At 50.7% G+C, this 26,269-nt stretch carries 25 protein-coding genes and 1 riboswitch; of the genes, 15 read left to right on the top strand and 10 right to left on the bottom strand.

From position 1 onward, the window contains the following. The first annotated feature begins 5 nt into the window (after nt 1-5). The 11 genes from moaA (at nt 6) to ACFPYJ_RS00470 (ending at nt 11,058) form a co-directional block, all read left to right on the top strand. On the top strand, nt 6-1,007 hold the full coding sequence (gene moaA / locus ACFPYJ_RS00520; protein WP_379186082.1) for a GTP 3',8-cyclase MoaA: 1,002 nt from the start codon (nt 6-8) through the stop codon (nt 1,005-1,007). Between the two features lie 17 nt (nt 1,008-1,024). Further along, nucleotides 1,025-1,504 (top strand): hypothetical protein, encoded by a 480-nt coding sequence (locus ACFPYJ_RS00515; protein ID WP_379186081.1) that lies wholly within the window; start codon nt 1,025-1,027, stop codon nt 1,502-1,504. A gap of 24 nt (nt 1,505-1,528) precedes the next feature. Continuing rightward, nucleotides 1,529-2,986 (top strand): bifunctional metallophosphatase/5'-nucleotidase, encoded by a 1,458-nt coding sequence (locus ACFPYJ_RS00510; protein ID WP_379186080.1) that lies wholly within the window; start codon nt 1,529-1,531, stop codon nt 2,984-2,986. A 39-nt stretch (nt 2,987-3,025) separates the two neighbouring features. Continuing rightward, nucleotides 3,026-3,874: an undecaprenyl-diphosphate phosphatase gene (locus ACFPYJ_RS00505; protein WP_379186079.1), complete on the top strand. Its 849-nt coding sequence runs from the start codon at nt 3,026-3,028 to the stop codon at nt 3,872-3,874. A gap of 138 nt (nt 3,875-4,012) precedes the next feature. Beyond that, nucleotides 4,013-5,128, top strand: coding sequence for an HD-GYP domain-containing protein (locus ACFPYJ_RS00500; protein WP_379186078.1), 1,116 nt, complete (start codon nt 4,013-4,015; stop codon nt 5,126-5,128). 172 nt (nt 5,129-5,300) lie between these two features. Continuing rightward, a complete protein-coding gene (yfkAB, locus tag ACFPYJ_RS00495) occupies nt 5,301-6,437 on the top strand; it encodes a radical SAM/CxCxxxxC motif protein YfkAB (protein ID WP_379186077.1) in 1,137 nt (378 codons plus the stop codon). Nucleotides 6,438-6,464: 27 nt separating this feature from the next. Next, nucleotides 6,465-7,817 carry a hemolysin family protein gene (locus ACFPYJ_RS00490; RefSeq protein ID WP_379186076.1) on the top strand — a complete coding sequence of 451 codons (1,353 nt, stop codon included), beginning with the start codon at nt 6,465-6,467 and terminating at the stop codon, nt 7,815-7,817. A gap of 390 nt (nt 7,818-8,207) precedes the next feature. After that, nucleotides 8,208-8,435, top strand: a complete 228-nt coding sequence (locus ACFPYJ_RS00485; protein WP_379186075.1) for a spore coat associated protein CotJA — start codon at nt 8,208-8,210, stop codon at nt 8,433-8,435. Further along, entirely contained in the window at nt 8,435-8,695 is a 261-nt protein-coding gene (locus tag ACFPYJ_RS00480; protein WP_379186074.1) for a spore coat protein CotJB, read from the top strand. Before ACFPYJ_RS00485 ends, ACFPYJ_RS00480 begins: the two co-directional genes overlap by 1 nt. Nucleotides 8,696-8,760: 65 nt before the next feature. Continuing rightward, nucleotides 8,761-9,330: a manganese catalase family protein gene (locus tag ACFPYJ_RS00475; protein ID WP_379186073.1), complete on the top strand. Its 570-nt coding sequence runs from the start codon at nt 8,761-8,763 to the stop codon at nt 9,328-9,330. Between the two features lie 600 nt (nt 9,331-9,930). Further along, nucleotides 9,931-11,058 carry a phosphodiester glycosidase family protein gene (locus ACFPYJ_RS00470; RefSeq protein WP_379186154.1) on the top strand — a complete coding sequence of 376 codons (1,128 nt, stop codon included), beginning with the start codon at nt 9,931-9,933 and terminating at the stop codon, nt 11,056-11,058. A 1-nt stretch (nt 11,059) separates the two neighbouring features. Here the strand turns inward: ACFPYJ_RS00470 and ACFPYJ_RS00465 are convergent, their stop codons facing one another. Further along, a complete protein-coding gene (locus ACFPYJ_RS00465; protein ID WP_379186072.1) occupies nt 11,060-11,383 on the bottom strand; it encodes a hypothetical protein in 324 nt (107 codons plus the stop codon). Between the two features lie 98 nt (nt 11,384-11,481). After that, a riboswitch (guanidine-I (ykkC/yxkD leader) is annotated at nt 11,482-11,586 on the bottom strand. Nucleotides 11,587-12,075: 489 nt separating this feature from the next. Between ACFPYJ_RS00465 and ACFPYJ_RS00460 the strand changes: the two genes are divergently transcribed. Beyond that, a complete protein-coding gene (locus ACFPYJ_RS00460) occupies nt 12,076-12,729 on the top strand; it encodes an HAD family hydrolase (RefSeq protein WP_379186153.1) in 654 nt (217 codons plus the stop codon). A 42-nt stretch (nt 12,730-12,771) separates the two neighbouring features. Here ACFPYJ_RS00460 and ACFPYJ_RS00455 read toward each other — a convergent pair whose 3' ends face one another. Genes ACFPYJ_RS00455 through ACFPYJ_RS00430 form a run of 6 tightly spaced genes read right to left on the bottom strand, consistent with a single transcriptional unit; the run spans nt 12,772 to nt 19,495 of the window. Then, complete coding sequence (locus tag ACFPYJ_RS00455; RefSeq protein ID WP_379186071.1) at nt 12,772-13,920, bottom strand: YheC/YheD family endospore coat-associated protein; 1,149 nt, start codon at nt 13,918-13,920, stop codon at nt 12,772-12,774. Nucleotides 13,921-13,932: 12 nt separating this feature from the next. Further along, nucleotides 13,933-14,370 carry a GNAT family N-acetyltransferase gene (locus ACFPYJ_RS00450; protein WP_379186070.1) on the bottom strand — a complete coding sequence of 146 codons (438 nt, stop codon included), beginning with the start codon at nt 14,368-14,370 and terminating at the stop codon, nt 13,933-13,935. A gap of 1 nt (nt 14,371) precedes the next feature. Then, entirely contained in the window at nt 14,372-15,526 is a 1,155-nt protein-coding gene (locus ACFPYJ_RS00445; RefSeq protein WP_379186068.1) for a YheC/YheD family endospore coat-associated protein, read from the bottom strand. Continuing rightward, a complete protein-coding gene (locus tag ACFPYJ_RS00440) occupies nt 15,526-16,899 on the bottom strand; it encodes a YheC/YheD family endospore coat-associated protein (RefSeq protein WP_379186067.1) in 1,374 nt (457 codons plus the stop codon). Before ACFPYJ_RS00440 ends, ACFPYJ_RS00445 begins: the two co-directional genes overlap by 1 nt. Next, nucleotides 16,896-18,107: a YheC/YheD family endospore coat-associated protein gene (locus tag ACFPYJ_RS00435; RefSeq protein WP_379186066.1), complete on the bottom strand. Its 1,212-nt coding sequence runs from the start codon at nt 18,105-18,107 to the stop codon at nt 16,896-16,898. The genes ACFPYJ_RS00440 and ACFPYJ_RS00435 overlap by 4 nt, the downstream gene beginning before the upstream one ends. A gap of 20 nt (nt 18,108-18,127) precedes the next feature. Next, nucleotides 18,128-19,495: a YheC/YheD family endospore coat-associated protein gene (locus ACFPYJ_RS00430; RefSeq protein ID WP_379186065.1), complete on the bottom strand. Its 1,368-nt coding sequence runs from the start codon at nt 19,493-19,495 to the stop codon at nt 18,128-18,130. Nucleotides 19,496-19,727: 232 nt separating this feature from the next. Here ACFPYJ_RS00430 and ACFPYJ_RS00425 point away from each other — a divergent pair, with 232 nt between their 5' ends. Together ACFPYJ_RS00425 and ACFPYJ_RS00420 are read left to right on the top strand one after the other, a co-directional pair. Then, the gene (locus ACFPYJ_RS00425; protein ID WP_379186064.1) at nt 19,728-20,063 is read left to right on the top strand and encodes a YlbF family regulator; all 336 of its coding nucleotides are present in this window, start codon (nt 19,728-19,730) and stop codon (nt 20,061-20,063) included. Between the two features lie 133 nt (nt 20,064-20,196). Further along, complete coding sequence (locus ACFPYJ_RS00420) at nt 20,197-21,522, top strand: DRTGG domain-containing protein (RefSeq protein WP_379186062.1); 1,326 nt, start codon at nt 20,197-20,199, stop codon at nt 21,520-21,522. A 32-nt stretch (nt 21,523-21,554) separates the two neighbouring features. On the opposite strand, the gene ACFPYJ_RS00415 is transcribed toward ACFPYJ_RS00420, so the two are convergent. From ACFPYJ_RS00415 to ACFPYJ_RS00405, 3 genes are all read right to left on the bottom strand, one after another. Beyond that, nucleotides 21,555-21,848, bottom strand: a complete 294-nt coding sequence (locus ACFPYJ_RS00415; protein ID WP_379186060.1) for a YtpI family protein — start codon at nt 21,846-21,848, stop codon at nt 21,555-21,557. Between the two features lie 147 nt (nt 21,849-21,995). Continuing rightward, nucleotides 21,996-22,511, bottom strand: a complete 516-nt coding sequence (locus tag ACFPYJ_RS00410) for a hypothetical protein (RefSeq protein ID WP_379186059.1) — start codon at nt 22,509-22,511, stop codon at nt 21,996-21,998. Nucleotides 22,512-22,514: 3 nt separating this feature from the next. Further along, nucleotides 22,515-22,841: a YtrH family sporulation protein gene (locus ACFPYJ_RS00405; RefSeq protein ID WP_379186058.1), complete on the bottom strand. Its 327-nt coding sequence runs from the start codon at nt 22,839-22,841 to the stop codon at nt 22,515-22,517. Between the two features lie 132 nt (nt 22,842-22,973). On the opposite strand from ACFPYJ_RS00405, the gene ACFPYJ_RS00400 reads away from it, so the two are divergent. Then, nucleotides 22,974-26,269, top strand: a 3,296-nt coding sequence (locus tag ACFPYJ_RS00400; protein WP_379186057.1) for a DNA polymerase III subunit alpha, incomplete at its 3' end; no start/stop codon positions are given.

The raw sequence follows: 26,269 nt of genomic DNA, 5'->3' as shown, positions 1-26,269 counted from the left end.
GGGCTATGTCTAATTTGACGGATCGATTCGGTCGAGAACATGATTATTTGCGTATTTCCGTCACGGATCGCTGTAACCTGCGTTGTCTGTACTGTATGCCGGAAGAAGGGATGGAGTTCGCGCCCTCCTCGGATCTTCTTAGCTATGATCATATCGTAGAAGTTGTCAAAGCTGGCGCTGAGCTTGGTATTTCGAAGCTTCGCATCACAGGCGGCGAACCGCTCGTCCGCCCTGGATTAGCAGGATTGATCCGCAGACTTGCTGACATTCCAGGGATTCGTGATATATCGTTAACGACAAATGGCGTACTGCTTGCAGATCAAGCAGAAGCGCTGCGTGATGCTGGACTTAACCGCGTTAATATCAGCTTGGATACGCTGGATCCTACCCGTTTCAAATTCATTGCAAGGCGCGGCGATTTGAAGCGTGTATTAGCAGGCATCGAAGCGTCCGCACGCGTTGGTTTTGCACCGATAAAGCTCAACTGTGTTCTATTGAAAGGGATTAACGAAGACGAGATCGCTGCTTTTCTAAAAATGGCATACGAGCAGCCGCTTCATGTTCGTTTTATTGAATATATGCCGATTGGACATGCAGACGATAACTGGAAAGCTCATTATTTACCGCTGTCCAGAGTGCTGGAAATCGCGCAGGAGCAGCAGCTTGAAGTGGAAAAAAAAGACGATGTGCTTGGGAATGGACCTTCCGATGATTATCATATCAAAGGCGGGGCAGGATCATTTGGATTGATCCATCCGATCAGCGATAATTTCTGCAAGCGATGCAACCGCCTAAGATTGACCGCGGACGGCAACATTAAGCCATGCCTCTATTGGGTGGATGAGCTCAGCGTGAAGCCTGCTCTGGGCGATCCGGCAGCGCTGCGTGACTTATATTTGCGGGCGATGGATATTAAGCCGCTTAACCATGAGATGGCTGCCAAACTGCTTGATGAAAGCTTAACGCATGAACCGACAGCCAGACGGATGTCGCAGATCGGCGGATAAACAGGAAGGAGCTCGACATGTCAGATCGACTATTTAGTGAGCCCATTATAATTGATCATTTTGGTCAACAAACGCAGGAGACATTCCCGGACATCATGGCAGAATTGGCTGGTGCTGTGTTTCCGCTATCGGAAATTGTGGCGGGGGCAGCCGGCGAGGCATTTGATTTTTCAGAGTGGTACTCCGCATGGAGAACCAAACAGGGCATACATGAAGATTTTCCTCAGCCTACGCATCTTAAAGTGGAAGCGGCGGATACGTTTGAAGCGCTTATTCCTTGGGAGCAGTTAACGGATGCCGCTGTACAATTCACGATTGATGGGGAGCCTCTTCCCAAAGGGCCGGTCCGTCTCTATGTGCCTAACGGATCAAGCGAATGCTTGAACGTGAAAAGCGTTGTTGCTTGCCGTTTCATTCATGAAGAGGCCAGCCGAGGAGATGTATCCTATGGCTTTAAGAGCGTATTTACTCCGCAGGATATGCAATTCAAGCGTTAATTCATCAAATCCCGGGAGGCAAGCATGAACGAATCATCTTTGGCTGCGCCAGAAGTTGTGCTGCTGCACAGCAATGACATTCACAGCCGCTTAGAGCCAGCAGCTAAGATGGCTGCTTACATCGCAGATACACGACGTACGTACGGCAGCGATCATGTTCTAGCCGTTGACATTGGTGATCATATGGATCGGATGAGGGTGGAGACGGAGGGGAGCGATGGTCTCGTTAATATCGCTCTAATGAATGCAGCCGGTTATGAAGTGGCTACGATCGGTAATAACGAAGGACTCACATTCACCCCGGAGCATCTGGATGCGGCTTATGGAGAGCAGGCCAAGTTTCAAACGATATGTGCCAATTTTCGATACGGTACTACCGGTGAAAGGCCGAAGTGGCTCATGCCGAGCACGATTATCAAAAAATCACGCCTTACCCTCGGTCTAATTGGGGTTACGGCTGCTTTTTCGGATTTCTATAAGCTGCTCGGCTGGGATGTTACCGATCCGCTGAAGGCGGTAGCGGAGCAAGCTGCTTTATTGAGAGAGCAGGTCGACGTGCTTGTAGTAATGTCGCATCTCGGTTTGCCGATGGACCGGCGGATGGCGCAGGAAATCTCCGGTATTGATCTGATTCTGGGGGGGCATACCCATCATCTGCTGGAGGAGCCGGAATACATTGGCCAGACTTGCGTCTGCGCAGCAGGCAAGTTCGGCGAATATATCGGTCGCGTGGAGATCGGCATCGATCCGATCTCCACGCGGCCGACTTTTCGCGCGGTGTGCGTGCCGGTAGCCGCGCTTGAGGAGCAGGCTGAAGCCGCCGCGATTATCAGCGGCTTCAAAGCGGCAGGCGAGCGCCGCCTCAGCCGGGTCATCGCCCGGCTGAGCGCGCCGCTGCCTGCCCGTGCCGAGCGGGAATCGCCGCTCGGCAACCTGCTGGCCGCCGGCCTTCGGCGCTGGACGGATGCCGAGATCGGCATCGTCAACGCAGGGCAGCTGCTTGGCGGCCTCGCCGCAGGCGATGTGACGGCGGGCGATATCCACGCCCTATGCCCGTCACCAATTAATCCATGCCGCATGAAGCTTCGCGGCACGGCCATCCGCCTCGCAATGGAACAATCGCTGCTCGGCGAGTTCATTGACAAGCCGATCCGCGGCTTCGGTTTTCGCGGCACGCTGCTTGGCACACTAGCCGTGGACGGGGCGGAGATCCACTGGGATGATGCAGCGGAGCCCTATAACAAAATCACATCCATACTCATAAACGGTCAACCTTTTGACGACGAACGGGAGTATCTGGTAGGGACGATTGACATGTTTACGTTCGGCGTGGGTTATGAGACAATCAAAGGCGGAACAGAATTCCGTTATTATTTGCCGGAGTTTATTCGAGATGTATTAGAGAGAGAACTTCAGGATAGCGAAGCGCTGTCCGATAGCCATCGCTTGCGATGGATTCATTCGGACGCCGGAAGCCGATGACAGAAAAATTAGACGAAAGAGAGAGAGAGTGGAGAGCCTATGGGAGATTTATTAAATGCAGTGATCTTAGGAATTATTGAAGGGTTGACGGAGTTTTTACCTGTATCCTCTTCAGGACACATGATTTTGGCGAACAGATTGCTTGACATCGCATCTGACGATCAAAGGATTATTACGTTCGAAATTGTGATTCAGCTGGCGGCTATTTTAGCAATTGCACTCATTTACCGGCAGCGGATAGCGAATTTGTTCGGTTTGTCCCGTCAAACAGAATCGGTAGGTTCAATCAACCCGATGAGCAGATCATCAAAGCGCAAGTTGAATCTGATCCATGTGGCCCTCGGAATCGTGCCGGCACTGCTGCTTGCCTTTTTATTGCGGGACATTATTAAAGGAGAAGGCTTCAATCAAGCACCTGTGCTGGTTTCTCTCGTAGTTGGCGGTATCTATATGATCGCGGCCGAATGGCTGGTTAAATCAGGCCGTATCCGCACGGTATCCGAAACGATGGATGATATTACATATAAGCAAGCTTTTCTAATCGGATTGCTTCAATGCCTGTCTTTATGGCCGGGATATTCACGCTCGGGTTCAACCATTGCAGGCGGTATGCTCGTTGGCACAAGCTACAAGGCTGCAGCGGATTTCTCATTTTTGATGGCAATCCCGATTATGATGGCGGCTTCCGGATATGAGCTCCTGGATAATTACAAATACATCGAGGGCGATAATTTGATGTTTTTCATTGTCGGCTTCCTCGTTTCGTTCGTCGTAGCTTGGATCGTTATCGTCCTCTTCCTAAAATATATTCAAAAAGTAAAATTAACTCATTTTGCCATTTATAGATTCGTGTTGGCGGCATTATTTTGGATTTTCGTAATGAGATAGATTATTATGCGGCTTATTGTCGAGTTTTGGCGAAACTATTCTTGCTCTTTTTCCTAAAATCCCTTACATTAACATTACGAGGTCTTTTTCCTAACCCTCTATAAATAGGAAAATAGATGCAAGGCAGGGGTCGAAACGATGCGATTATTGCCCATACATATGTGCTTACCTGGAATGAAATTAGCTAAAAAAATATACTCCGAAGAAGGTCTCGTGCTGCTCAGCGAAAGAGTGGAACTAACCGCCAAACTGATCACACGTCTAACGGAATGCGGTATCAGCTATGTCTATATTGATGATCCAAGAACTGCGGATGTGATCATTCCCGACCTTATAAGTGATGAGACCAGACATCGGGCTTTATCGGAAATCCGGTTGAATTTCCGTGATATGATGGACCGGCCGAACCGGAAAACCGGGGTAACCTATCCGTATATCGGGAAGTCTTTCCGCCAAGTGATGAATATGGTTATCGATGATCTTACCAATCAGAAGGATGCTATGATCATGCTGATGAATATGGGGATGGTTGATAACTATCTGTTTCAGCATTCATTGAACGTTTGTGTGTACTCAACAGTGCTTGGTATAGCAAGCGGCTATACACAGGATGAATTAATGACACTGGGGTTAGGCGCTATGCTTCATGACATCGGGAAAACACAAATTAGTACTAGCATCCTAAAGAAATCAGGCTCGCTTACCCGTGAAGAGTATGAAGAAATGAAGACGCACGCGGAACGCGGCTATTACTTATTAAAAGATGAGCCGAATATTCCACTTCTTGCTGCTCATTGTGCTTATCAGCATCACGAACGGCTTGATGGCAGCGGTTATCCCCGGGGGATCAAAGGGGACGAGATTCATGAATATGCCAAGTGGATCGGAATTGTTGATTCTTATGATGCCATGACGACCACTCGTATCTATCGTGACCCGATGCTGCCGCATCAAGCAGTTGAGTCCTTGTATGCGGGGACAGGAATGCTCTATGAGCAGCGTATGCTCCAGCTGTTCCGTGACAAAGTGGCCATCTATCCGTTAGGTATCACTGTGAAGCTGCAGACCGGAGAATCTGGAGTCGTCGTAAATATCAATTCTTCTTGTCCTCATCGTCCAGTCGTACGTGTGCTTAACGGCGAGTCGGGTGAGGATCTCAAGATCCCTTACGAAATTGATCTCTCCACGAGTTTGACAACGATGATTGCAAGTGTGAATGAGGATCAGTCGCTGGCTGAAGCAGCCGGCGCTTAAGCAGTTCATGCCCGAATACAAGCGAACGAAGGAGCCGATGAGGCTCCTTTTTTGCGGAAACAAGCACCTTATTACAGGAGTAAGATGAAGAACGGATTTGCAACGAACGTCCTCGGATATTACAATGAAAGAAAATGATTTGTAACTAAGTCTAAAGTCAGGTGCTGAATTCATGCAAAACGCCATATCTTTATCTCAAAAACAGGCTGGCCCATCTTTCTCCCCATCATATGATCCGTGGGATCCGATTTCCTCGATTCGACAATTCGGTCGCCATCGCTTGACCAGCGTAGAGATGACGATTTCTAATTTATGCAATATGCGATGTGAGCACTGTGCGGTTGGTGATACGCTAGTTATGACTGAACCTGACAAGCTTCCGTTAGCCAAGATGCTTAGCCGTCTGGATGAGGTTGAACATTTACAAACGATAAGCATTACAGGCGGTGAGCCTTCATTTTCGGACAAAACCGTGAAGGAGTACCTCATTCCGCTACTCAAATATGCGCGGAGCCGTGGCGTGCGTTCCCAAATCAATTCAAATGTAACGCTGGATTACAGCAGATATGAAGCGATAGCGCCTTATCTGGATGTTATGCATATTTCATTCAATTACACGGAAGCGGCGGATTTTCATCAGGTGGGTTTTGCAAAGAGCGGACATCCTGTTGCATTCGAAACAGCTGCCCGAATGTATGAACGGATGATCGATAATACGAAGCGGCTGAGCGCTGGCGGCTTGTATATATCTGCAGAATCGATGATTAATTACCGCACCCATTTGAAGATGGCGGAAATTCACCGTCTTATTGTAGAGATGGGCTGTCAGCGGCATGAAGTGCATCCTATGTACCCAAGTGCTTTCGCAGCGGATTTACCGGTTATAAGTAAGAGAGAGATGCGTGGTTCCATTGCGCATTTACTCGACCATCGAGATCCATCGGTTTGGATCTTGTTTGGAACACTGCCTTTCTTTCATTGCAGCGAGGATCAAGAGGATCGCAAGCTTCTCGCAAGGCTGGCTGGAGAGCCAAATGTGACAGTTCGCAATGATCCTGATGGCAGAAACCGGTTGAATGTTAACTTATTCACAGGCGAAGTGTTTGTCACTGACTTTTCGGATATTCCAGCCTTCGGGAACATTGATGCAGACCGTCTGGATCACCTGTTTGATCGCTGGCTTGCGCATCCAGTCGCACGCGGGGTTGATTGTCATTGTCCGGCCGTGAACTGCTGTGGGCCTAACCTGCTCGTGAAAGACATGTATTACCGGGATATCGACTTTACCGTTCGTCAAGCAATTTTATAGAGAGCAGTTGTTGGATGAGAGGAGCGAATGAACCGGTTGGAACATTTTGAGACAGGTCGCATTATTTGGAATTTAATTGTCGTAATCTTCCTTGTTTTTCTGAACGGATTTTTCGTCGCTGCGGAATTTTCCCTTGTTAAGGTACGACAATCGCGGTTAACGCAGCTTTCCAATGAAGGACATAAGCGAGCAAAATATGCCCTAACCGTTAACAGGAAATTGGATTCTTATTTATCAGCGACTCAGCTTGGCATTACACTGGCCTCATTGGGGCTTGGGTGGGTCGGTGAGCCAGCCATTTCGCATCTCATCGTTGAGCCGCTGCTTCGCCAATTAGGAATGGAAGACGGTACCGTAGTTACGACTGTTTCGGTGTTGATCGGTTTCCTTGTGATAACATTCCTGCATATTGTGCTCGGCGAGCTTGCTCCCAAGTCATTAGCCATTCAGAAATCAGAAGCAACCTCGCTGTGGCTGTCCATGCCGCTGCTGTACTTCTACCGTCTGTTTCTGCCGGTCATTTGGCTGCTTAACGGCTCGGCTAATCGTTTGCTTCGTCTATTTGGGGTTCAACCTGCGAGCGAGCATGATTCCGCCCACACGGAGGAAGAAATTCGTATTTTGATGGATCAAAGCGCCAAGAGCGGTATTATCGACAAAGATGAGCTTACATTATTTGACAATATTTTCGAATTCTCAGACCGGTTGGCTCGTGAGATCATGCTGCCTCGAACGGACATGGACTGTCTGTATGACGATTTGTCGTTCGAGGAGAATATGAAAATCGTCTATTCTACTAAGCATACCCGTTATCCGGTATGTGTGGAAGATAAGGATCAATTAATCGGATTTGTACATATTACGGATCTTCTGACGGCAGATCCTGATGAGAAACCGACCTTGAGCAAATATCTTCGACCCATTCTCAACGTTCCGGAATCCATGGAGATCAGTCATGTGCTTAAGCTTATGCAGAAGAGACATTCACAGCTCGCTATTGTGGTTGACGAATATGGCGGAACGGCGGGCATGCTGACAACTGAATCCATTCTGGAGGAAATCGTCGGTGAAATTCATGATGAGTTCGATACTGAGCTGCCGAGCATCGTGGTTAAAGGCGATGTTACTTCCGTAGATGGACGTATGCTTATTGAAGATGTGAATGACATGTTTAATCTGGATATTGAGGATGATGATGTCGATTCCATCGGGGGATGGCTGTTTACTCGTTTGGAAGGGAATCCGGTCAAAGGCAAAAAGATTATACATAGCGGTTATATTTTTGAAGTGGCAGAAAGTGAACGTATTCGCGTGCTGCGGGTTAATATCTATAAGCATGTAATCGAGGAGTCGGAAGTGGAAACCGTTCTCGAGCCTTAAGCAGTTAAGTTGCAAGCAGGACTAGTTGGAGGATCTCAATCAGATCTTCCAGGTGGTCTTTTTTTGTTCGGCATCATTTCTGGATGTAAAAAAAGGAAATTCTATTACCCGGGAAATCACAAATATTTAATTGGGCGGAAGGGGCACAAAATCTGGGCGGATGTCATATGCTTGTAGAAGGAGTAACCATGTAGACATCGATCTGACCAGTCGAAATGCGGCTAATGCATCCTAAAGATCAGATAAAGAGGTCAAATAAACCACACCGACTGCAGTAAGCATAGCCTTTGCAAAAACTTAGGTTAATGCTCCCGAAGAGTGTTTTTGTTTAAACCCCTGCCGAAACCTCGGCATTCGGGCGTAGCCACAAAATTTTTAGGAGGGACGAAAATGAACATCACCAAGCCGTATCGAGATTGGTATCCGTTCGTAGGACCGTTTGATCCTTGTCCGCCCAAATATGTGAAGACGTATTCTGTACCGCCTAACCAATATATCCCCTTTCAACCGATGAACCTGCCCCAGTACTCGCTTCAGGAGGCGCTAAGGATCGGAACGCTGTGGCCTGCGCTTTACAGCCCTTATGAGTCCAAATGCGAAAAGAGGGAAGAGAGCTGATGAGCAAACTGGATGAGAATTACTATCGAAAATTACTGGAGCTTCAGCAGCTTGATTTTGCGCTTGTTGAATTAAATTTATACTTAGATACGCATCCCAATGATCTTGGGGCACTGCAGCAGTATAATCAGCTTGCCCAGCAGCGGCAGCAATGCGCTCATGAATTTGAGATGCAATATGGACCGCTTATGAATTTTGGGCACAGCTTCTCCAGATATCCATGGCAATGGGTGGAGACTCCTTGGCCCTGGCAGGTGTAACTAAATGAAGAGGTTAGTTGGCCGAAACGCGAAGTGATCAACCGCATTGGGAGGGATGAGTTCAAATGTGGATTTATGAGAAAAAGCTGCAGTATCCGGTTCGTGTCAGTAAATGTGATCCGCGGGTAGCCAAATATCTCGTGGAGCAATATGGGGGTGCTGATGGCGAGCTTTCGGCAGCGCTTCGTTATCTGAACCAACGGTATACGATTCCTGATAAGGTTGTTGGTTTACTTACCGACATCGGCACTGAGGAATTTGCTCATCTCGAGATGATTGCAACCATGATTTATAAGCTTACGAAGGACGCTTCGCCGCAGCAGATGGAGGCGGCGGGGTTAGGCGCACATTATGCGAATCACGATAATGCACTCTACTACAACAATGCCTCCGGGGTGCCTTGGACAGCTGCTTACATCGCTTCGAAGGGTGATCCGCTTGCGGACCTTTATGAAGACATTGCGGCTGAGGAGAAGGCGCGGGCGACTTATCAATGGATTATTGACATGACAGATGATGTAGACCTGCAGGATAGCTTGAAGTTTCTTCGTCAACGCGAGATTGTGCATGCGATGCGCTTTAAAGAAGCGGTTGAGATCATCAAGGCGGACCGCGATACGAAGAAAGTGTACTAATCATTCCAATGAAGCTCCTATGAATTTGCCAAAGGGGCTGTCCCAATTAGTAATTAAGGTCACCTCTTACAAGGGAAATTCGTTGTTTTAAATGAAAATTGGTTGAACAGGGTATTATACCTGCTCAACCATTTTTTGTTTTTGGTCCACTACCGCTTTTTCAGTAAATTGCGGGCAAGGGAAAGCCATCTGACCTCAAGACTAGTGGCGAAGCAGGCGGAAACAGTCTGAAGAAGCGTTAGCGTTCGCCTTTGTACCCTGAATTTCACCGATAAAGCACTCCAAGTTCAAAAATTCAGAGGTACAACAGCGATCGGAAGACGTTTCCGCATGAGTAGCCATCTTTTTCACCTGAATTAAAACCAGACGGGGCCATCCTTAAAGCCATTGTTAAGGCTTTTGGGACAGCCCCTTTTTGTGTTAGTTGGTGCAGAAGGATGAATCCATCGCAATAACCGCTAGTTTTGTCACACGACGTTTCGACTGAAACTTTTAAGATCCGCCTTTCGTCACAGTATTAAGGAAGCGGATCTGAATATAGAAGCGAGGCGAGGAAACAGCATGGAAACGAAAGTTGAAGCAGTGAATTTACAGCAGACGATCATGCCGCGGACTTCGCCCAAGAATGGAAAAGCGAAACGGCCGAAGAGCTGGAGAAAGAGAATCATCCGCTCCGTGCTGTACGCGGTAACAGCCGTTATGCTAGTGGGTACACTGGCGGTTGGTTATTTATTTCTAACCCCTTCTGGCAATAATCTCCGTTATTTGATAGCAGATACGATCATTACGACACAGCACCGGGAGTGGGCCAAATATATTATCGGTCAAGCAGAGCTGGACAGCCGGGTCAAAGCGTATCAGAAGAGCTTTGATGGTATGGGGGAAGAACGAGACAATCACACGATTAAGCTTCCTGCAGCGGCGGGAGATCAAGCAGAAGGCAGCGCAGCAGAAGTAAAGAAGGATTTAGTTGAAATCGAGCCGATCTCAGGCAAGGGCTACAGCGGATATGTGATGACGGTCAATGACCCTACAAAAATAAGACTCGGACTCCCCGGCAAACCTGGCAGAGGCGAGCGCGTATCCAGCATGGTGAAGAGAACTGGTGCGATCGCGGGTGTGAATGGCGGCGGATTCGCCGATCCGAATTGGCAGGGCAACGGCTTTCAGCCGATCGGCATCGTCATGTCGCAGGGGAAGATTTACTATAATGATCTAGGCGGCAAGAAATCGACCCAGGTTGTCGGAATCGACAAGGAAGGCAAGCTTGTGGCTGGGCGTTATACATTGAAGGAAATTGAGGATATGGGCGTGCAGGAAGCCGTGACCTTTCAGCCCAGAATTATTGTGAACGGAAAAGGATTAATTAAGAACGCAGCAGACGGATGGGGAATCGCCCCGAGGACAGCTATGGGGCAGCGTGCGGATGGTGCAATTCTGTTCGTCGTTATTGATGGCCGCCAGCCGGCGCATAGCATTGGAGCGAACCTGTATGACGTACAGCAAATCATGCTTGAGCATGGTGCGGTGATTGCAGCAAATTTGGACGGCGGCTCGTCTACGGTTCTCGTCAAGGATGGGGAAGTATTAAACAGACCGTCGACGAAGAGCAAAGAAGGACGGTATTTGCCAACCGCCTTCTTGGTATTTGAGCATCCGGAGCAGGTGGACATGCCCAATATATGGGAAGGACTTCGTCCTCAGGATATTGACCCGTCAATATGGTAAGCTAAACCGATTTCACTTTCGCGAATTTACGCTGGGCCCAAACATCCAGCTGCTTGATTTTTTTGCGGCCTAGTGTAGCCCCATAAATAATCAGGAAAACAATGATAAAGGTGAATAGATCGAATTTATGTTCGACCACGAGATTGATAATGCCCAGCACGACCTGCGGGATCACGCCAGTCAGAACAGTGAGCAGAGCGCCAATTCGAAATAAGAACGTTGACCCTAAACGATAACGCGTGAACATCATAAAGAAAGTGGATGACCAAGCGAGCACCTCAAGGGCCAATAAAATAAACCATTTGTTCTCCAGAATAAAATCCATCGCAATTCTCTCCTTCTTTCCTATCTTCGTTATTCTAGCATGGTGCAAAACACAGCTTAACATCAGAAAAAAAAGCCTGGGAAATATCGTTAACCGATACCTCCCGGGCTTTTATCCCTCCGTGTAATCACAGCATTTATCCTGTGGGTTTCCCTCGGGCCAGACCGGCTGCAGGCAGCTGCGGAACCCTAGAAACCTTACATATTAAGTTACGTTACGACCACTATAACGGATCGGATGGAGGAAAGCAACTGTATTTTACTGCCATTCATTTTTTCTTTTGTCAACGGAAACGGTGAATAGCTTCTTAAGGAAGGTATTTCGGATCCCGAAGGAAAATACGATCAAACTCAAACAAAAAAGCTGGAAATGAAAAATGGCTAACCAAACAAGAATGAGGGTCAAAATGATGGGGATCGGAAGGAGATAAACGTTTATTTTGGTGTTAGATAAGCTCTGCATGCGCATGATATCTCCTCATCCTTCTGATCAATTTCTATCTTAATGTTACTATATATAACATACAATCTGGAGAAGGGATAGATTCTTTTTTCTATTTGTTAGAATAACTAACTTTTCATCCTTGAGACCGGGTTATCTTGCGCCTAAACGACCTTTTCCGCTATCATAAGGACAGATTCCGGAAGGGGAGAGAACAGAATTTGGCTAAACGACTCAAATCGCCTCAGGCGATGATCTTCGATATGGATGGAACGTTATTCGAGACGGATACGCTTCTAGTTGGCGTACATGAACGCATTTTTCAGACTTTACGGGATGAGAAGCTGTATTTGGAGCCAACGCCGCCAGTCGAGAAACTGCTTGGATGCTTGGGCATGCTGCTCCACGATATTTGGAATCAAGTGATGCCGGATAGCACGCTTGCTGCCAGGGAACGAGCGGATGAGCTGATGCTGCAATATGAGCTCGAAGGTCTGGAAGCCGGCGAGGGCTCCCTGTATCCGCATGTAGCGCAGACACTTCGCGAGCTCCATGACCGCGGAATTAAGCTGTTTGTAGCCAGTAATGGCTTGGAGCACTATGTAAAGGGAGTAGCAGAGCACAAAGGAATTACTTCCTTGTTTGATGGTTTATACAGCGCAGGAGAGTACGAGACAGCAACAAAGATCGATTTGGTCAGAAGACTGCTTACGGATCATGACATTGAATCAGCGTGGATGATCGGAGACCGCTCCTCAGATGTAGAAGCCGGTAAAGAGAACGGGCTTCAGGTCGTCGGCTGCGCATATGCAGTATATGGACGTAAAGAAGAGCTCGCAGGCGCCGATGCGCTTATAAGCGACTTTCGCGAGCTGCTTGAGCTCGGCGGTGTAGAACAAACCTGACCTCCATCCGCTTTATCCCAAAACAAGAACTCCCTCCACCGGTCATTCCGGTGTCGGGAGTTCTTCTTCGATAGGCGTTGTTATATTCTTGCGGCGATTCTTCTGTTCATGCAGCCATATCGCATATTCGAGCGGTCTGACAATCGCTCTGCGATAGGTATCGCGTTCGCCTGCTTGGATGAATACCTCGCGGGCCGGTTTTGGATTAACTTCCAGCAGCCAGATCTGTCCCTTGCGATCAATGGCAAGATCAAGCGCCATTTCACATAAACGGCCATAGCTCTGTTCCAGGAAGGCAGCCATTTGCAGCCCAAGCTCTTCGGCTTTCTGCGTAACTTCTTCAACGGTATCCTCGTTTTTAATCCACTGCTTGAGCAGGGCTTGCATCGTTATGGCTTCCCCTCCGCCATGGAGATTGGAAGTGATGCTTCCTGATGCGCCGATCCGGCCTGCACAGCCCGTAACCGCCCAATCGCCGCTTCCGTTCTTCTGCACAAGCATCCGGTAATCGTGAACACGGCCATTGGGCAGTTTCAGCTGAATGCCCTGCTGCACCAGATAGCGGTTGGCTTTCAAGTTCCAGCCCTCGAGGCGGCCATGAAGTCCGGAGAGCGGGACTCGCTGGGGACTGATGATTTTCCTGGACTGATCACGCCCTTGGATCAGGTACGTACCGTTCTGCTGCTTCTCGATTCTCAGAATGCCGCGTCCGCCCGTTCCGTTAACCGGCTTTAAGTAGACAAGCGGGTATTTCCGGATCATTTCGGTCAGGTCAGTTGGACTCTCATACATTCTCGTTAAGGGAAGATGGGGGCGGAAACGTTCATCCTTGCGCATTAATTTATAAACCGTCCATTTGTTTCGCAGAACGCGGTTAAGAAACGTCAAGTGCCCATACTTTTTGCGGAACTGCTGCAGCTCCTGGAACCGGTGACTTTGCTGGATACGGCACCGGTCGAAGATCATATTAGGAAACGAGCGCCATTTGCGCGTCCAGTTTTTCGTGCTTGGATCGAACATGAGGGCATGAATCCGATTCTGCTTATAATTCACATCCTGAGGTGTGAAAACATAAACGTCGAGTCCCAGTTTACGCCCGGCGACCGTCATTTTCTGATAGATAGGTTTCTCTTCGAGTAAGCCGTTATCGTTAAGATAAAGGGTTAATATACCAAGCACAGGCTGGCCCATGCGTCAATCCTCCTAGCTTTCAAATCGCAGCGTCGGCTTGCCGGTTGGGCCTGAATGCATGCTGACAGCTTTCATGTGTGCCCGGAAGCAAGCCTGCATGCTGGCTGGATTATCAGCAGCCACGCTGCATGTAAGACGGCTGCAGCGGATCTGAAGAGCGAGCAGCAAAGAAGTTGCCAGGCCTTGTCCCCGCCGCTGCGGATGCACGACGATAAGGCATGCGCGTTCACCGGCTTCGACAGCGGCCGCAAAACCCGCAAGCTTGCCGTCTTCCAGTGCAACGGCGACCGCCGATTCCGATTTATCGTTGATCAACAGGGAAGGGGATAGCTCCCGCAGGACGGCTATCCCCGCAGGGGTTAAGCGGCTGTCGCCGAATCGAACGGCGAATGTGATTATTTTTTCTTTGACATTCATCCATTCAGCTCCGGACAGCAGCTTTACCTTCATGTTAAACGGCTCCCTTTTTCCCTGCTTTCTTATTCAGTACATAATGCCCGTATTGAAAGATGCGGTCCAATGAACGCTTGCGGATATCGGGCTCATCGAATTTCATCGGCTTAGCGTTGGCTTCAAAGAACCAGATATTCCCTTCTTGATCAACGCCGAGATCCAGGGACATTTCCACCAGCCTGCGCCTGGAACCGCGCTCAATCTGTTTAGCTATGGTTAATGCTGTATTGTGCGTCTTTACTAATAGCTTACGCGCTTCCTCATGGCCGAATGCACTGATTAACAGTTTCTCTGGATCATCGATGCTGCCGCCGCGAGGAACATGCGTCGTGATGCTGAGCGAACCTGCGACCCTCGCGCCGATACCGCTAATATCCCATTGACCGCGTTGGTTCTTCTGTACGAGGGCACGCAGGTCAAAGGATCTTTCGTTAAAGGAGGCCAGCTGGATCCCTTGCTGCGCGATATACCGTTCGCCCGTGCTCTCTTTTTTGATCCGGACCCAGAGCTTGTTGATTGTTCCGCAGTTGTAGGTGATGCTTTTTTTGTCGGCTTGAATTTTGAGCCGGTAAGGCAGCGGCTTCTCGGGTTGAAGCTGGATGGTCATGATGCCTTTGCCCGCTTTGCCGCTGATCGGCTTCAGATAGAGAAACTTATGCTTAATCATCATTTTTCCAAGACCGCCTTGAGTGAGCATCCGGCGGGTTGTCGGAATGAATGGCTGTGTGGATTTGGACATGCGCAGCCATTTAAACAAACTCCATTTGTTAAAGAAGGCGGGATTGAACAGTTTGACGCGCGGATTCTTCATGCAGGCTGCAATTTTTTGCTTCACCTCGGGGAGGAGTTCATCCTCCCGAAGCGGAATCCGATTATAAATGAGATCGGGAAACGGAAATTTCTGCATGACCCAGCTCTCGGTTGAGGCGTCGAAGGTAAAGCCGTCCAGCTGCTTGCGGGTGAGCTTCAGCTGTTTCACCGTTACGACATAGACGATAAAACCGTGCTCGCCCCCGGCTTGAATCAGGTCTGCAAAATTACTGCGGTTTCCCCGGAACATTTGGATTTCGTCATCAACGGTGAGGATGGCAAGAACCGGCTGCTTGCTCTGAATCTCAAGTTCAGCCGTGTCCGCCTGAAGTACGATCCCCATTAACTGGTCCCCCCTTGGAACCGGCTAAGATACATGCAATGCTCCAGGATATGCGACAGCGACTCACGCCCTTGTGCCTTCAGAGCAGGGTGGCTGAAGATCGAACGGCCCGGCTTGGCATTAGCCTCGAACATCCAGACATCGCCGTCTTTGTCGATCCCGATATCGAGGCCGAGCTCCCCTAAGGTATGAGGGAAGTTGCGCTCGATTGCTTCGGAGAGCTTGATGGAAACTTCCTTCGCTTTCACAAGCATCTCGTCAGCGCGGCTTCCAAAGGTCCGGCTCAGCGCCTGTTCCGGCGTCAGCAGCGAACCGCCGTTTTTGATATGGGTCGTGACGCTGCCGCGTCCTGCCTTCTTCGCCCCGATCCCAACCGGCACCCAGTCATTTTTACCGTTCTTGTGCATATGGAAACGGAAGTCAATCGGACATCCGTCGATTTCGATTAAACGTACGCCCTGCTGGCTGACATAGCGGCCCAGTGCATTTCCGTGCCTTGATTGCAGCATCCGCATCAGGCTGTTGAAGTTGGTGAACCGCAGCAGAACATTGGTGTTGCCCCGCCGGTAACGGGCGAAGTAGCCGCGTTTCGGATGATAGGTGAGTCTGTAGATACCGATGCCGAGGCTTCCCGCAGTCGGTTTATAATAGACGAATTGATGATTCTCAAGCATTTCTTTGATCTTCTCGGGCCGTGGATTATTAACGGATTCGGGCAGATGCTGGAGCGCTTCAACATCCTGGTCGAGCAGCTTATAGACATCTGACTTATTGAAGAAGCTCCAGTTAAAGAAGGGAACCTCTTTGCGAATAAACTTTTCCCGTAAGGACATAATGGTGGCGGTTGTTTCTGCGCGCCGGCTCGGGAGGCGGTTATATACAACGTCGGGAAGCGGCACGACTTTGCGGTACCAGCTATTGCTGCTGTTCAGGAAATAACCGTTGATGGTTTCCTGCTGCCAGTTAATGTCGCGGGGGGTAAAGGCGAAGAAATAAGCCTTTTTCTCTCCCATGCGAAGAAGCTGCTTGAGATAACCGGTACGATTTCCGAACGGTGAGTCGCCTGAGCTCAGACCGGAATCGGTCAGCACGCCGATCAGAGGTCCGATCTGAACCTCGTCTTCGGTGCCTTGCACCAGTGAAATGCTGCCAGCCTTCGGTACTCGAATCATCTGGCGGACACCTGCTGACAAGTAGAGATGGTTACCCTGCCGTTCAATCGGTTTCACAGTTGCTGTAATCGTTTCTTTGCCAAGCTTCACATGAATCGTTTTCTTGCCGGCTAGTTTTAACGATTTAAGGAGTGAACCCGACAAGTAGACGACTCGTTCGCTTTGAGGCGAAAAGTGTACGTGACACGATGTCAAACTCATGGATGAACCTCCTGGACGTATCTCCTTTGGATTCGTTGAGCAGCTTTAGCGGTATTGTGGCGTTGTATCGGTTGCGATTCTGAATGAAACATCGGCTTGCGGCGAGAAGCCAGAAGAATGGCGTATTGAAGCGGTCGCCGGAGCGCAATCTGTGCGAGCTTCTTATCGGTATTCATCGACAGCCGGCCCGGCTTGGCGTTAACCTCCAATAGCCAAAGCTTGCCGCTTTGTTCGATGCCAAAGTCAAAGCCAAGCTCGGCTAACCGGCCAAAATGCTGTTCCAGCTGAGGTGCTGCCCTCTCGCAAATGCGGCGAATACGTGCCAACAGCTTGCTTGCGGCAGCCAGGCCGAACCGGTCCACAAGCGACTCCTCGGCATTTACCGCTTTGCCTCCTCCGCAGAGGTTAGCCGTAACGCTGCCCTGCTGGCCTTCACGAAGTGCAGAGCCTGTATATACCCATACACCGCGGTCATCTTTTTGGATGAGCGCTCTAACGTCGAATGCACGGCCTTCTTCATCAGATAATTCCAGATAAGGCTGAATGATATAAACGGTTGAGCGGATGAAACGGGCGATGAAATCTGAGGCGTCCTGCGGCTCTGCAAACCGCCTGCTGATGGGCTGATTGGCTGCATTTCTGCCATCCAGCTCATAACCCTTTAAGTCACTGCGGATGCGCAGAGCCCCCTTGCCGTGCATGCCGGCGGAAGGTTTGATGAATAGACCTTTGGGATAGTGATGCATAAGAGCATGCAGCTGCTCAGGTCCATCATAGCGATAAGTCGCCGGCAGTGATTTCGTCAGCTCTTCGTCAGTTTGCATCGCAGCATATACATCCCATTTGCCGGGTAAGCCCCCGCTCAGCGGGGTAAAAGGATGCAGCTCTTTCAGTTCTGCCAGCTTCCTATTTCGCCGTTTATACTGTTCCGCGTTCCGAGAAAGCGTACGGTCGTATACGACATCAGGGAGCGGGAAGCTTCCCGCCGACCAGTCATTTGCCCGCAGTGAGAAGCCGGTGATGGCTCCGCCCGATATGTGGCTTGATCCATCAAACAAATAAACAAGCAGCCCAAGTGTCCGTCCGAGCCGGCACAGCCCGCGGCAGAACGCGTCTTCAGGCATGATTAGAGGAGCATCCGTACGCCCCGCCGGGCTGATTGCCTGATCGCTAACCATAATGCCGAGGATACATCGATATGAGGGCATTCACCGCTTCCCCCTTTGCTTTAAAATTCGGCTAAATGCCGGGAATATCGAATCATATTGCGGACGGACGGTCTTATTTTCTGATCTTGAAGCGGTGTGTTATCGTTCTTGGAGGGCTTTGAATTCACTTCAAGCAGCCATACCCGGCCGCCCGTATCGACGGCTAAATCAATGCCGAGCTCACCGAAGTGAGCAGGGATATGGGTATCAATCCCTTTGGCGATTTCGAGCGCCGCACGGTTTAAGCGATTTGCGGTTTCGGTGCCGGTGACGCTCGTAAGGTTTGATTTGGCTACGGCTTCCCGAACGGTGCTGAGTGTTCCTCCGCGGGCGAGGTTGGATACGAAATGATGGCTGCCTGCGGTACGGGCGACAATGGAGGTCACCTTCCATATTCCGGCTTCGTTCTTCTGCACGAGAGCCCGAAAGTCAACCGGCCTTCCTCCGTTATCGATGAGATAAAGACCCTGCTGAATCTGGTAGCGCACCGTTTTCATTTTGCCGGAGATGGAAGAGAATAACTTCAGCAGACTGGAGAAATTCTGTCTGCGTGTTCCGCCGTCGGTCGTATAAAACGCATGAAACGATTCGTTCTCAGCCCTGGAAATACGGATGATTCCCTTGCCCAGGCTGCCGCGAACCGGTTTGAGGAACACGCTTGGGTATTTGGAGCACATCGACTTGAGCATCGTGAAATTACGCAGGACATGAGACTCTGGCAAATATTTCACGACTGCGGAGTCCTTGACCAGAGCTTCGAATACTTCCGGCTTATCGAGGAACTTTTCATTGAAAACGGCGGTGTTATGGCGTGATTTTACTTCTTTGATAAAATGTTGTACGCTGGGTTTATTCTCGAGCTTACGTGATGTAAGCCTGTTGTTGACAACATCTGGAGCCGGCACCGCCGTTTTGCGCCAGCCTCCGGAATAAACCCAACCTTCGACGGTATTACTGTTGCCCGTTATATGGTCTGGGGTGAAGAAATAAACGTGAGCCCCTTGTACCGCGCAGGCGTCGACAAGTTCCTTGCAGAACATAGTGATGGACCCGAATGGCCGCTCCTTCATCCCCGGATCATCCCGGCTGATGAGGACGCCAATTAAAGGACCCAGCGCGAGTATTGAGGTTTCGCTGCGATACTGAATGCGCAGAGTGGTGCTTGCATAAAGACCCATTCTTCTGGCTAAGCTTTGGCCGATCCGCATGCCGTCAAACTTTTCTACTGGCACCACTTTGACCGGTTGGCGAAGGGCTCCGAACTTGAGCGTTAGGGGCTGCCCTTGCGGAATTTTCCATTGTTTCAAATAAGCCTCGCCGAGCATGATCACATCATCCTGCAAGATGCCTGAGCTGACCACCTGAACGGCGACTTTCGATTTCAGCATCGACGAATCTCCTTCCAAGCTGGAGGATGACGACGTAAAGCCTGTAGCTGCCTCTAGGTTTTTGACACGAATTACTTCATCATATGAGGACATCTATACCTTGGTGATTGGCGGACACGGCCTCTTTTTCAGAAAAGAAACGGAGCAGGGATGTACTTCATTGATGCAATGCATAATTGCCATCCAATATTTGGGCGAACAGCACCCTAAGCTGCAGAAGGAGAACCGACAAATGAACGTATATGATAGAGCCTATGAGCTGACAAACGCACTGAAAGAAACGGAAGAAGCGAAGGAGCTGAAGGCAGCGCTCACAGCTGCCAGGAATGATCCTGAGGCAAAGCGGATGATGGATGATTTTCGCGACAAGCAAACCGTGCTTCAGCAAAAAATGATGGCAGGTGAGCAGCCGTCCCCTGAAGAGATGGAGACGATGAACAAGCTCTATGAGGTCGTTACGATGAATCCGCTGCTTAACCGGACCTTTGAAGCAGAGAGACGGTTCAGCACGATTTTTGATGATGTAACCAAAATCGTGACGGAATCGCTGCGGACGATTATGGAATAACCGCTCATACATCTTTGCCAAGAACGGCCCTTATTCGCGAAACCAGCGGACGAAGGCCGTTTCTTTTGTTAGAATGAGATCATAAATGATGGCGCGGATAGGAGTGACGGGCATGACTGCAGGAGGCAAAGAGATGGAGGGCCCAACAAAGCATGAGCGGCTGATACAGTATATCCAGCAGGTGAAGATCGGTACGAAGCTGTCTGTGCGAACCATGGCGGAAGAACTCGGTGTGAGCGAGGGAACAGCATACAAGGCGATTAAAGAAGCAGAGATGCAGGGGCTTGTCAGTACGAAGGAACGAATCGGAACGGTGCGGATCGATCGGAAGAAAAGGGGCTCTGTGGACCGGTTAACCTTCGGGGAGGTAGCGGACATCGTTGAAGGTGAAGTCATCGGAGGCGCTGCCGGCCTGGATAAGACGCTGCATAAATTCGTTATCGGCGCCATGGAGCTGGATGCAATGGTTCGCTATATCGATGCCAGCAGCCTCCTCATTGTCGGAAACCGGCAGGGCGCGCACCGCTGTGCGATTGAACAAGGCGCCGGCGTTCTTATAACGGGAGGGTTCGGGACCAATGAAGAGGTGAAGCATCTATCGAATGAGCTCGGACTGCCGATCATCTCTTCCAAGCATGATTCCTTTACCGTGGCTTCGATGATTAACCGGGCCATGTTCGATCGGCTGATCAGGCAGAAAATTATGCTTGTTGAAGATATCGTTACCTACAGCAGGCCTGTCGAAACGATGCGGCTTGGCGAAACCAATGCCGATTTTAAGGATTTATCACGCCGTGTCGGCGGCTCAGTCTTTCCCGTACTTGATGATCGGGGGCGCGTCGTAGGGATGATGACAACGAAGGATGCGGCCGGCGCGCCGGATACCCAGCTCATTGATAAGCTGATGACGCGCCATCCCATTACGGCGGCACCGAATATCCCGATCGCCTCGGCGGCCCATACGATGGCTGCGGAAGGGATTGATTTTTTGCCGATTGTGGATAAGAACAGGAAGCTGCTCGCGGCTATCAGCCGCGCAGAAGTTCTGGAAGCGCTGCGGTATGCGGGCAAGCAGCAGGAGAGCGGCGAAACCTTTGATAACTTAATCAGTGCGGGATTTGCGAAGGTACCGGCGCATCACAGCAGCGAATGGCTGTACAAGGGGCGGATTACACCGCAGATGTCGGGGATATTCGGCATTATTTCCGAAGGGGTATTAGTGACGCTGATGACGCAGGCTGCACGCGGACTCGTAAGGGAGATTGGTAAGCGGGACCATGTCATTGAAAGCATGACGACGTATTTCGTGCGCCCCGTGCAGCTGGAAAGCGAAGTTGCGATTCATCCGAAACTGCTGGAAATGAGCCGCAAAAGCGCCAAGCTCGAGATAGAGCTTGCCGATCCGAACGGACTTGCCGCCAAAGCGATGCTTACGGTGCAGCTCATTGATCCTTTCTAAATCTCGAATGGCAAGGGAGATAGAGCTGCCGTTTACTTCATAGCGGTATACACGCTGTGGTTGCGCATGCCTGCAAACAGGTTGAACAGTCCGAGCACAATAAACAGTGCACCGATGATGACTTTTACCGTTGAGCCGCTGTAAGCAAGCATCATGAAGACGGCAACCAGGATAAGCATCGCACCCATGCTCATATTCATGCGTGCTGCATAAATTCCACGCATGCGCCCGTCGGAGGACCTGCGGGATTTGAAGCTGAAGGTGACGGAAACCAGCGAAGCGGCAACAATGAGAACAACCAATATCCAGTGCAATACAATTAACATAGTCTGCGATGCAGCTCCTTCACAGTGAAAGTTTCAGCACCCATTGTACCATGTTTGGAAGCGATAGGCGAAGTCGCTTTAAGGCTCCGCTTGAGGGGATCGCTGCGCAACCGCGGCTGCCTTGGTAAGAACGGACAATGGGTAAATTCAGTTCACTCTCAGCTTCAGCTCCACGGCCTTAAACCATACCCGGAGCACGTTTTCGACCATAAGCATCGTCTTGATTTCAATGCGGTAATCCTTGCCGTTCACATCGGTATATATTTTATTATTCAGCAGCAGCCTGGCCATCTCGGCATTAGAGTCGATTTTATAAATACTAGAGCCGACGAAGACGCCCAGCTCCGTTTTGAGTCGTTTCTTCAGCTCGGATTTGGTCAGCTCGCTCATCAGGCTTTTTTCCTCTTTCTCCTCTTTGTTATCCAGCAGAACCGGAAGGACAATTTTGATCACGGTATGCTGATCCTTAAATTGATTCAGTTTTTGAATACGCTCTTCATATTCGATAATCGTATCCTCGAGCTCCCGGTTCATATTAACAAGCGCATTGAAATTCATAAAGAACAAAGAATGGTAGACGATCGATCCGATAATACCGCCGACCACCATGAAAGCAACAGCCTGCGTTAATTTCGAGTAGCGCTCGAAAGGGGGGACGCGCATCGGTCATACCGCCCCCTTACAGAGCCACTTTACAAGCTCGGTACCCGTATGGGCCCCCAGAAAAGCACAGATAATAAAGCCGATTTGCTGGGCAACCGGGGAGAGCTGCCCTTCTATCATATTGCTCTCAATCACTCTCATCGGGTCAATTGTGCCGCCTACTGCCGCTGCAAGCGCCCAGATCTTCAGCCTGGATGCTGTATCTATCATCATGTAGGCTGGGGGGGCGAATACGAATACGGAACCGATTCCAGCCAGCATGGCGCCGCCGAATACGACCCCGAAGGCAATAAAGAAATCAAGCGCAGCCTTAGAGATAAAAGAATCCATCGATAGGATCACCTGCCTGGAAGATTAGAAGAGAAGCCCGTCCTCTCCATTACTCATTCTATGGGCTTGCGGGGGGCCAATATGATAAACTAGTATAAAATGATGGTTTTGCGGAAAGAAGGAATGAGAGCGATGAGCGGCGGTCACGATTTTGTACATTTACACGTTCATAGCGAATTCAGCTTGCTTGATGGAGCCGTTCGAATCCGGGACCTGGTGGCCCGGGCATCCGAGCACGGAATGAAGGCGCTTGCGCTGACGGATCATGGGGTCATGTACGGCGCCGTGCCTTTCTATAAAGCTTGCCTTGAACGGGGTATTCAACCGATTATTGGCTGTGAAGTTTATTTTACAACGGGCTCCAGGTTCGATAAGGGCGCCCGAAAAGATAATCCAACCTATCATCTTATTCTGCTGGCAAAGAATGAGACGGGCTACCGGAACTTGATGAAGCTGAGTTCCATCGGACATTTGGAAGGCTTCCACTACAAACCTCGCATCGATCTGGAATCGCTGGAGGCTCACGCGGAGGGTTTGATCTGTCTAAGCTCCTGCCTCGGCAGCGAAATTGCGCAGCATCTGCTGCATGACAAGGCAGAGGAGGCGCGGGCCGCTGCCTTGAGGTACCGGCGCATGTTCGGGGACGACTTCTACCTGGAGCTTCAGGATCACGGCCTGCTGGAGCAGAAGAAAGTATTGATCGGTACGATTGCGCTATCCCGCGAGACCGGTATCCCGCTTGTGGCGACCAATGACGTTCATTATTTGGAGCCGGCTGACGCTGACATGCAGGATGTGCTGATCAGCATCGGCACAGGAAAAACGATCGAAGATGATGACCGGATGAAAATGATGAGCGACCAGATGTATCTCAAGAGCGGCGAAGAGATGGAGCTCCTGTTCCGTCAGGCGCCGGAGGCGGTTTCCCGTACGGCAGAAATCGCAGCGAAATGCACGCTGGAGCTGACGTTTGGCCGCGCTCTGCTGCCTTCATTCGGTCCCATTCCAGCGGGAATGACCTCTGCTGCTTATTTGAACGCGCTTTGTCATGAAGGGTTGGAGGCCCGTTATGCCGGAAGTCCGGAGTGGACAGCGGATCCAAGCCTTCGTGAACGTACGATAGAGCGGCTGGTCTATGAGCTGTCTGTTATTGAGAAAATGGGCTTCAGCGATTACTTCCTGATCGTATGGGATTTCATTCGTTTTGCCCATGAACAGGGGATTCGCACGGGACCCGGGCGGGGTTCGTCCGCAGGAAGCCTGGTTGCCTATACGCTGAATATCACGGATGTCGATCCGATTAAATATAAGCTGCTGTTCGAGCGGTTCCTCAATCCGGAGCGGATTTCCATGCCGGATATCGATATCGACTTCAACGATGAACGGCGTGATGAAGTTATCAGCTATGTATCGGCCAAATACGGCGAGGAGCATGTCGCACAGATTATTACTTTCGGTACGATGGCTGCGAAGGCTGCCGTTCGTGACGTGGGCAGAGCAATGGCGGTGCCTTTCGCGGAAGTGGATCGTGCCGCTAAGCTAATCCCGAATCAACTGGGCATCACGCTGGAGGAAGCGCTCCGCACGAGTGCCGAGCTCCGGGAAGCGACGGAACGTCAGCCCAAGACCGGGGCGCTGCTTCGGATGGCGATGAAGGTTGAAGGCATGGCGCGGCATGCTTCGACGCATGCGGCAGGGGTTGTTATATCCGGTGAGCCATTGACCCATTATGTCCCGCTGCAGGCGGGAGGGGAGAATACGGCCCTAACGCAGTATTCCATGGAGAATCTGGAAGCCGTCGGCCTGCTTAAGATGGACTTTCTCGGGCTTCGCACGTTATCCATTCTAGAGCGGGCATTGAACTGGGTGAAGCGTCAGCATGGCATTACAGTTGACTTCCGCTATATTCCCGATGACGACAAAGCAACCTATGACATGCTCACGCGGGGCGATACGACAGGAATCTTCCAGCTTGAGTCGACCGGCGTCCGCCGTGTGCTGCGCGATTTGAAGCCGACGGGTTTCGAGGATATCGTATCCGTCGTTGCACTGTACCGGCCGGGTCCGATGGAGTTTATTCCGAAATATATTCAAGGCAAGCATGGCGCGGTGGAGATTGAATATCCGCATCCGTCCCTGGAGCCGATTCTTGCCGATACGTATGGCATTATCGTCTACCAGGAGCAAATCATGCAGATTGCATCTGCCATGGCGGGCTTCTCGCTGGGAGAAGCGGATTTGCTGCGCAGGGCCGTATCGAAGAAGAAGCGCGAGGTGCTCGATGAACAGCGCGCTCATTTTGTGCAAGGAAGTATAGAGCAGGGTTATACGGCGGCGGAAGCAAACCGCGTTTATGATATGATCGTGCGTTTCGCCGATTACGGGTTTCCAAGAGCGCATGCGGCCGCTTATGGCGTGCTTGCGTTCCAGACCGCTTGGCTGAAGGCGAATCATCCCGTTCCGTTCATGGCATCGATGCTTGCATCGGTGACGGGGAATCAGAGGAAGACGGCGGAGTATGTCGATGAATGCAGACGGATGGGCATTCATGTGCTTCCACCGGATGTGAATGAGAGCGATGTTACGTTTACTCCGGTTGGCGAGGCGATTCGGTTCGGCCTTGCTGCAATCAAAAATGTAGGCGCTCAAGCGATTGAATCTATGTTGAGGGAGAGGGCGGAGCGGCCTTTTGAGAGCCTGCTCGATCTTTGCCGGCGGGTTGATCTGCGCGTTGTTAACAAACGTGTGCTGGAGTCGCTTATCCAAGCTGGAGCCTGTGACAATCTTGCACAGCACCGCGCTCAGCTCGTGGCTGTTCTGGATGAAACCGTTGAAGCGGCACTCAAGTGGCGCAAGGAGCGGGAAGAGCTTCAGATTGAGCTGTTCGGCTTTGATGAAGTTCGGAATTGGGACATCGAAATGCCGCAGGTTCAGCCCTTCACGACAGGACAGCTGCTCGCGCTGGAGCGGGAGCTGATCGGACTGTACCTGTCCGGCCATCCCTTGGATGATTATGAATCGCTGCTGGAGTCGCTGCCGCTTGATCGTATTGTGGATCTTGCTGAGGCGCCGGAAGGCGGAAATGCGCTCGTTGCGGGGATGGTCGTTTCACTGAAGCCGTTTACGACACGCAAAGGGCAGGCGATGGCCTTCCTCGAAGTGGAGGACCGCATCCTGCGTGTGGAGGCTGTCAGCTTCCCGACATCGTGGAAGCGGCACGCGGCGCTTCTAAGCCCCGGCAGCCTGGTGATTCTTCAGGCAACGGTGCAGCATCAGGACGACGACTTCAAGCTGCTCGTCGAAGACGTCGTCCCGCTTGACCGCGCGGACCAGGACCTTGCGGAGCAGGTCCGGCGGCTGGAGCGGCAGGCGCGCGCGCGTTCGCCGCGCGCCGCAGCGCCGGCGGCGCCGGCGGCGCAGTCCGCGCC

It is taken from the genome of Paenibacillus solisilvae (assembly GCF_042656405.1).
Lineage (GTDB): Bacteria > Bacillota > Bacilli > Paenibacillales > Paenibacillaceae > Paenibacillus_Z > Paenibacillus_Z solisilvae.
This window is presented reverse-complemented; position numbering and strand designations above follow the sequence as displayed.

Excerpts from the sequence above, each read along its gene's own strand:
- ACFPYJ_RS00485 (WP_379186075.1), top strand. The coding sequence starts at position 8,208 with ATGAACATCACCAAGCCGTATCGAGATTGGTATCCGTTCGTAGGACCG.
- ACFPYJ_RS00480 (WP_379186074.1), top strand. The coding sequence starts at position 8,435 with ATGAGCAAACTGGATGAGAATTACTATCGAAAATTACTGGAGCTTCAG.
- ACFPYJ_RS00505 (WP_379186079.1), top strand. The coding sequence starts at position 3,026 with ATGGGAGATTTATTAAATGCAGTGATCTTAGGAATTATTGAAGGGTTG.
- ACFPYJ_RS00475 (WP_379186073.1), top strand. The coding sequence starts at position 8,761 with ATGTGGATTTATGAGAAAAAGCTGCAGTATCCGGTTCGTGTCAGTAAA.
- ACFPYJ_RS00500 (WP_379186078.1), top strand. The coding sequence starts at position 4,013 with ATGCGATTATTGCCCATACATATGTGCTTACCTGGAATGAAATTAGCT.
- ACFPYJ_RS00465 (WP_379186072.1), bottom strand. The coding sequence starts at position 11,383 with ATGGATTTTATTCTGGAGAACAAATGGTTTATTTTATTGGCCCTTGAG.
- ACFPYJ_RS00420 (WP_379186062.1), top strand. The coding sequence starts at position 20,197 with ATGGAGGGCCCAACAAAGCATGAGCGGCTGATACAGTATATCCAGCAG.
- ACFPYJ_RS00450 (WP_379186070.1), bottom strand. The coding sequence starts at position 14,370 with ATGAAGGTAAAGCTGCTGTCCGGAGCTGAATGGATGAATGTCAAAGAA.
- moaA (WP_379186082.1), top strand. The coding sequence starts at position 6 with ATGTCTAATTTGACGGATCGATTCGGTCGAGAACATGATTATTTGCGT.
- ACFPYJ_RS00455 (WP_379186071.1), bottom strand. The coding sequence starts at position 13,920 with ATGGGCCAGCCTGTGCTTGGTATATTAACCCTTTATCTTAACGATAAC.
- ACFPYJ_RS00445 (WP_379186068.1), bottom strand. The coding sequence starts at position 15,526 with ATGGGGATCGTACTTCAGGCGGACACGGCTGAACTTGAGATTCAGAGC.
- ACFPYJ_RS00410 (WP_379186059.1), bottom strand. The coding sequence starts at position 22,511 with ATGCGCGTCCCCCCTTTCGAGCGCTACTCGAAATTAACGCAGGCTGTT.
- yfkAB (WP_379186077.1), top strand. The coding sequence starts at position 5,301 with ATGCAAAACGCCATATCTTTATCTCAAAAACAGGCTGGCCCATCTTTC.
- ACFPYJ_RS00460 (WP_379186153.1), top strand. The coding sequence starts at position 12,076 with ATGATCTTCGATATGGATGGAACGTTATTCGAGACGGATACGCTTCTA.
- ACFPYJ_RS00510 (WP_379186080.1), top strand. The coding sequence starts at position 1,529 with ATGAACGAATCATCTTTGGCTGCGCCAGAAGTTGTGCTGCTGCACAGC.
- ACFPYJ_RS00425 (WP_379186064.1), top strand. The coding sequence starts at position 19,728 with ATGAACGTATATGATAGAGCCTATGAGCTGACAAACGCACTGAAAGAA.
- ACFPYJ_RS00435 (WP_379186066.1), bottom strand. The coding sequence starts at position 18,107 with ATGCCCTCATATCGATGTATCCTCGGCATTATGGTTAGCGATCAGGCA.
- ACFPYJ_RS00515 (WP_379186081.1), top strand. The coding sequence starts at position 1,025 with ATGTCAGATCGACTATTTAGTGAGCCCATTATAATTGATCATTTTGGT.
- ACFPYJ_RS00490 (WP_379186076.1), top strand. The coding sequence starts at position 6,465 with ATGAACCGGTTGGAACATTTTGAGACAGGTCGCATTATTTGGAATTTA.
- ACFPYJ_RS00430 (WP_379186065.1), bottom strand. The coding sequence starts at position 19,495 with ATGCTGAAATCGAAAGTCGCCGTTCAGGTGGTCAGCTCAGGCATCTTG.
- ACFPYJ_RS00405 (WP_379186058.1), bottom strand. The coding sequence starts at position 22,841 with ATGGATTCTTTTATCTCTAAGGCTGCGCTTGATTTCTTTATTGCCTTC.
- ACFPYJ_RS00440 (WP_379186067.1), bottom strand. The coding sequence starts at position 16,899 with ATGAGTTTGACATCGTGTCACGTACACTTTTCGCCTCAAAGCGAACGA.
- ACFPYJ_RS00415 (WP_379186060.1), bottom strand. The coding sequence starts at position 21,848 with ATGTTAATTGTATTGCACTGGATATTGGTTGTTCTCATTGTTGCCGCT.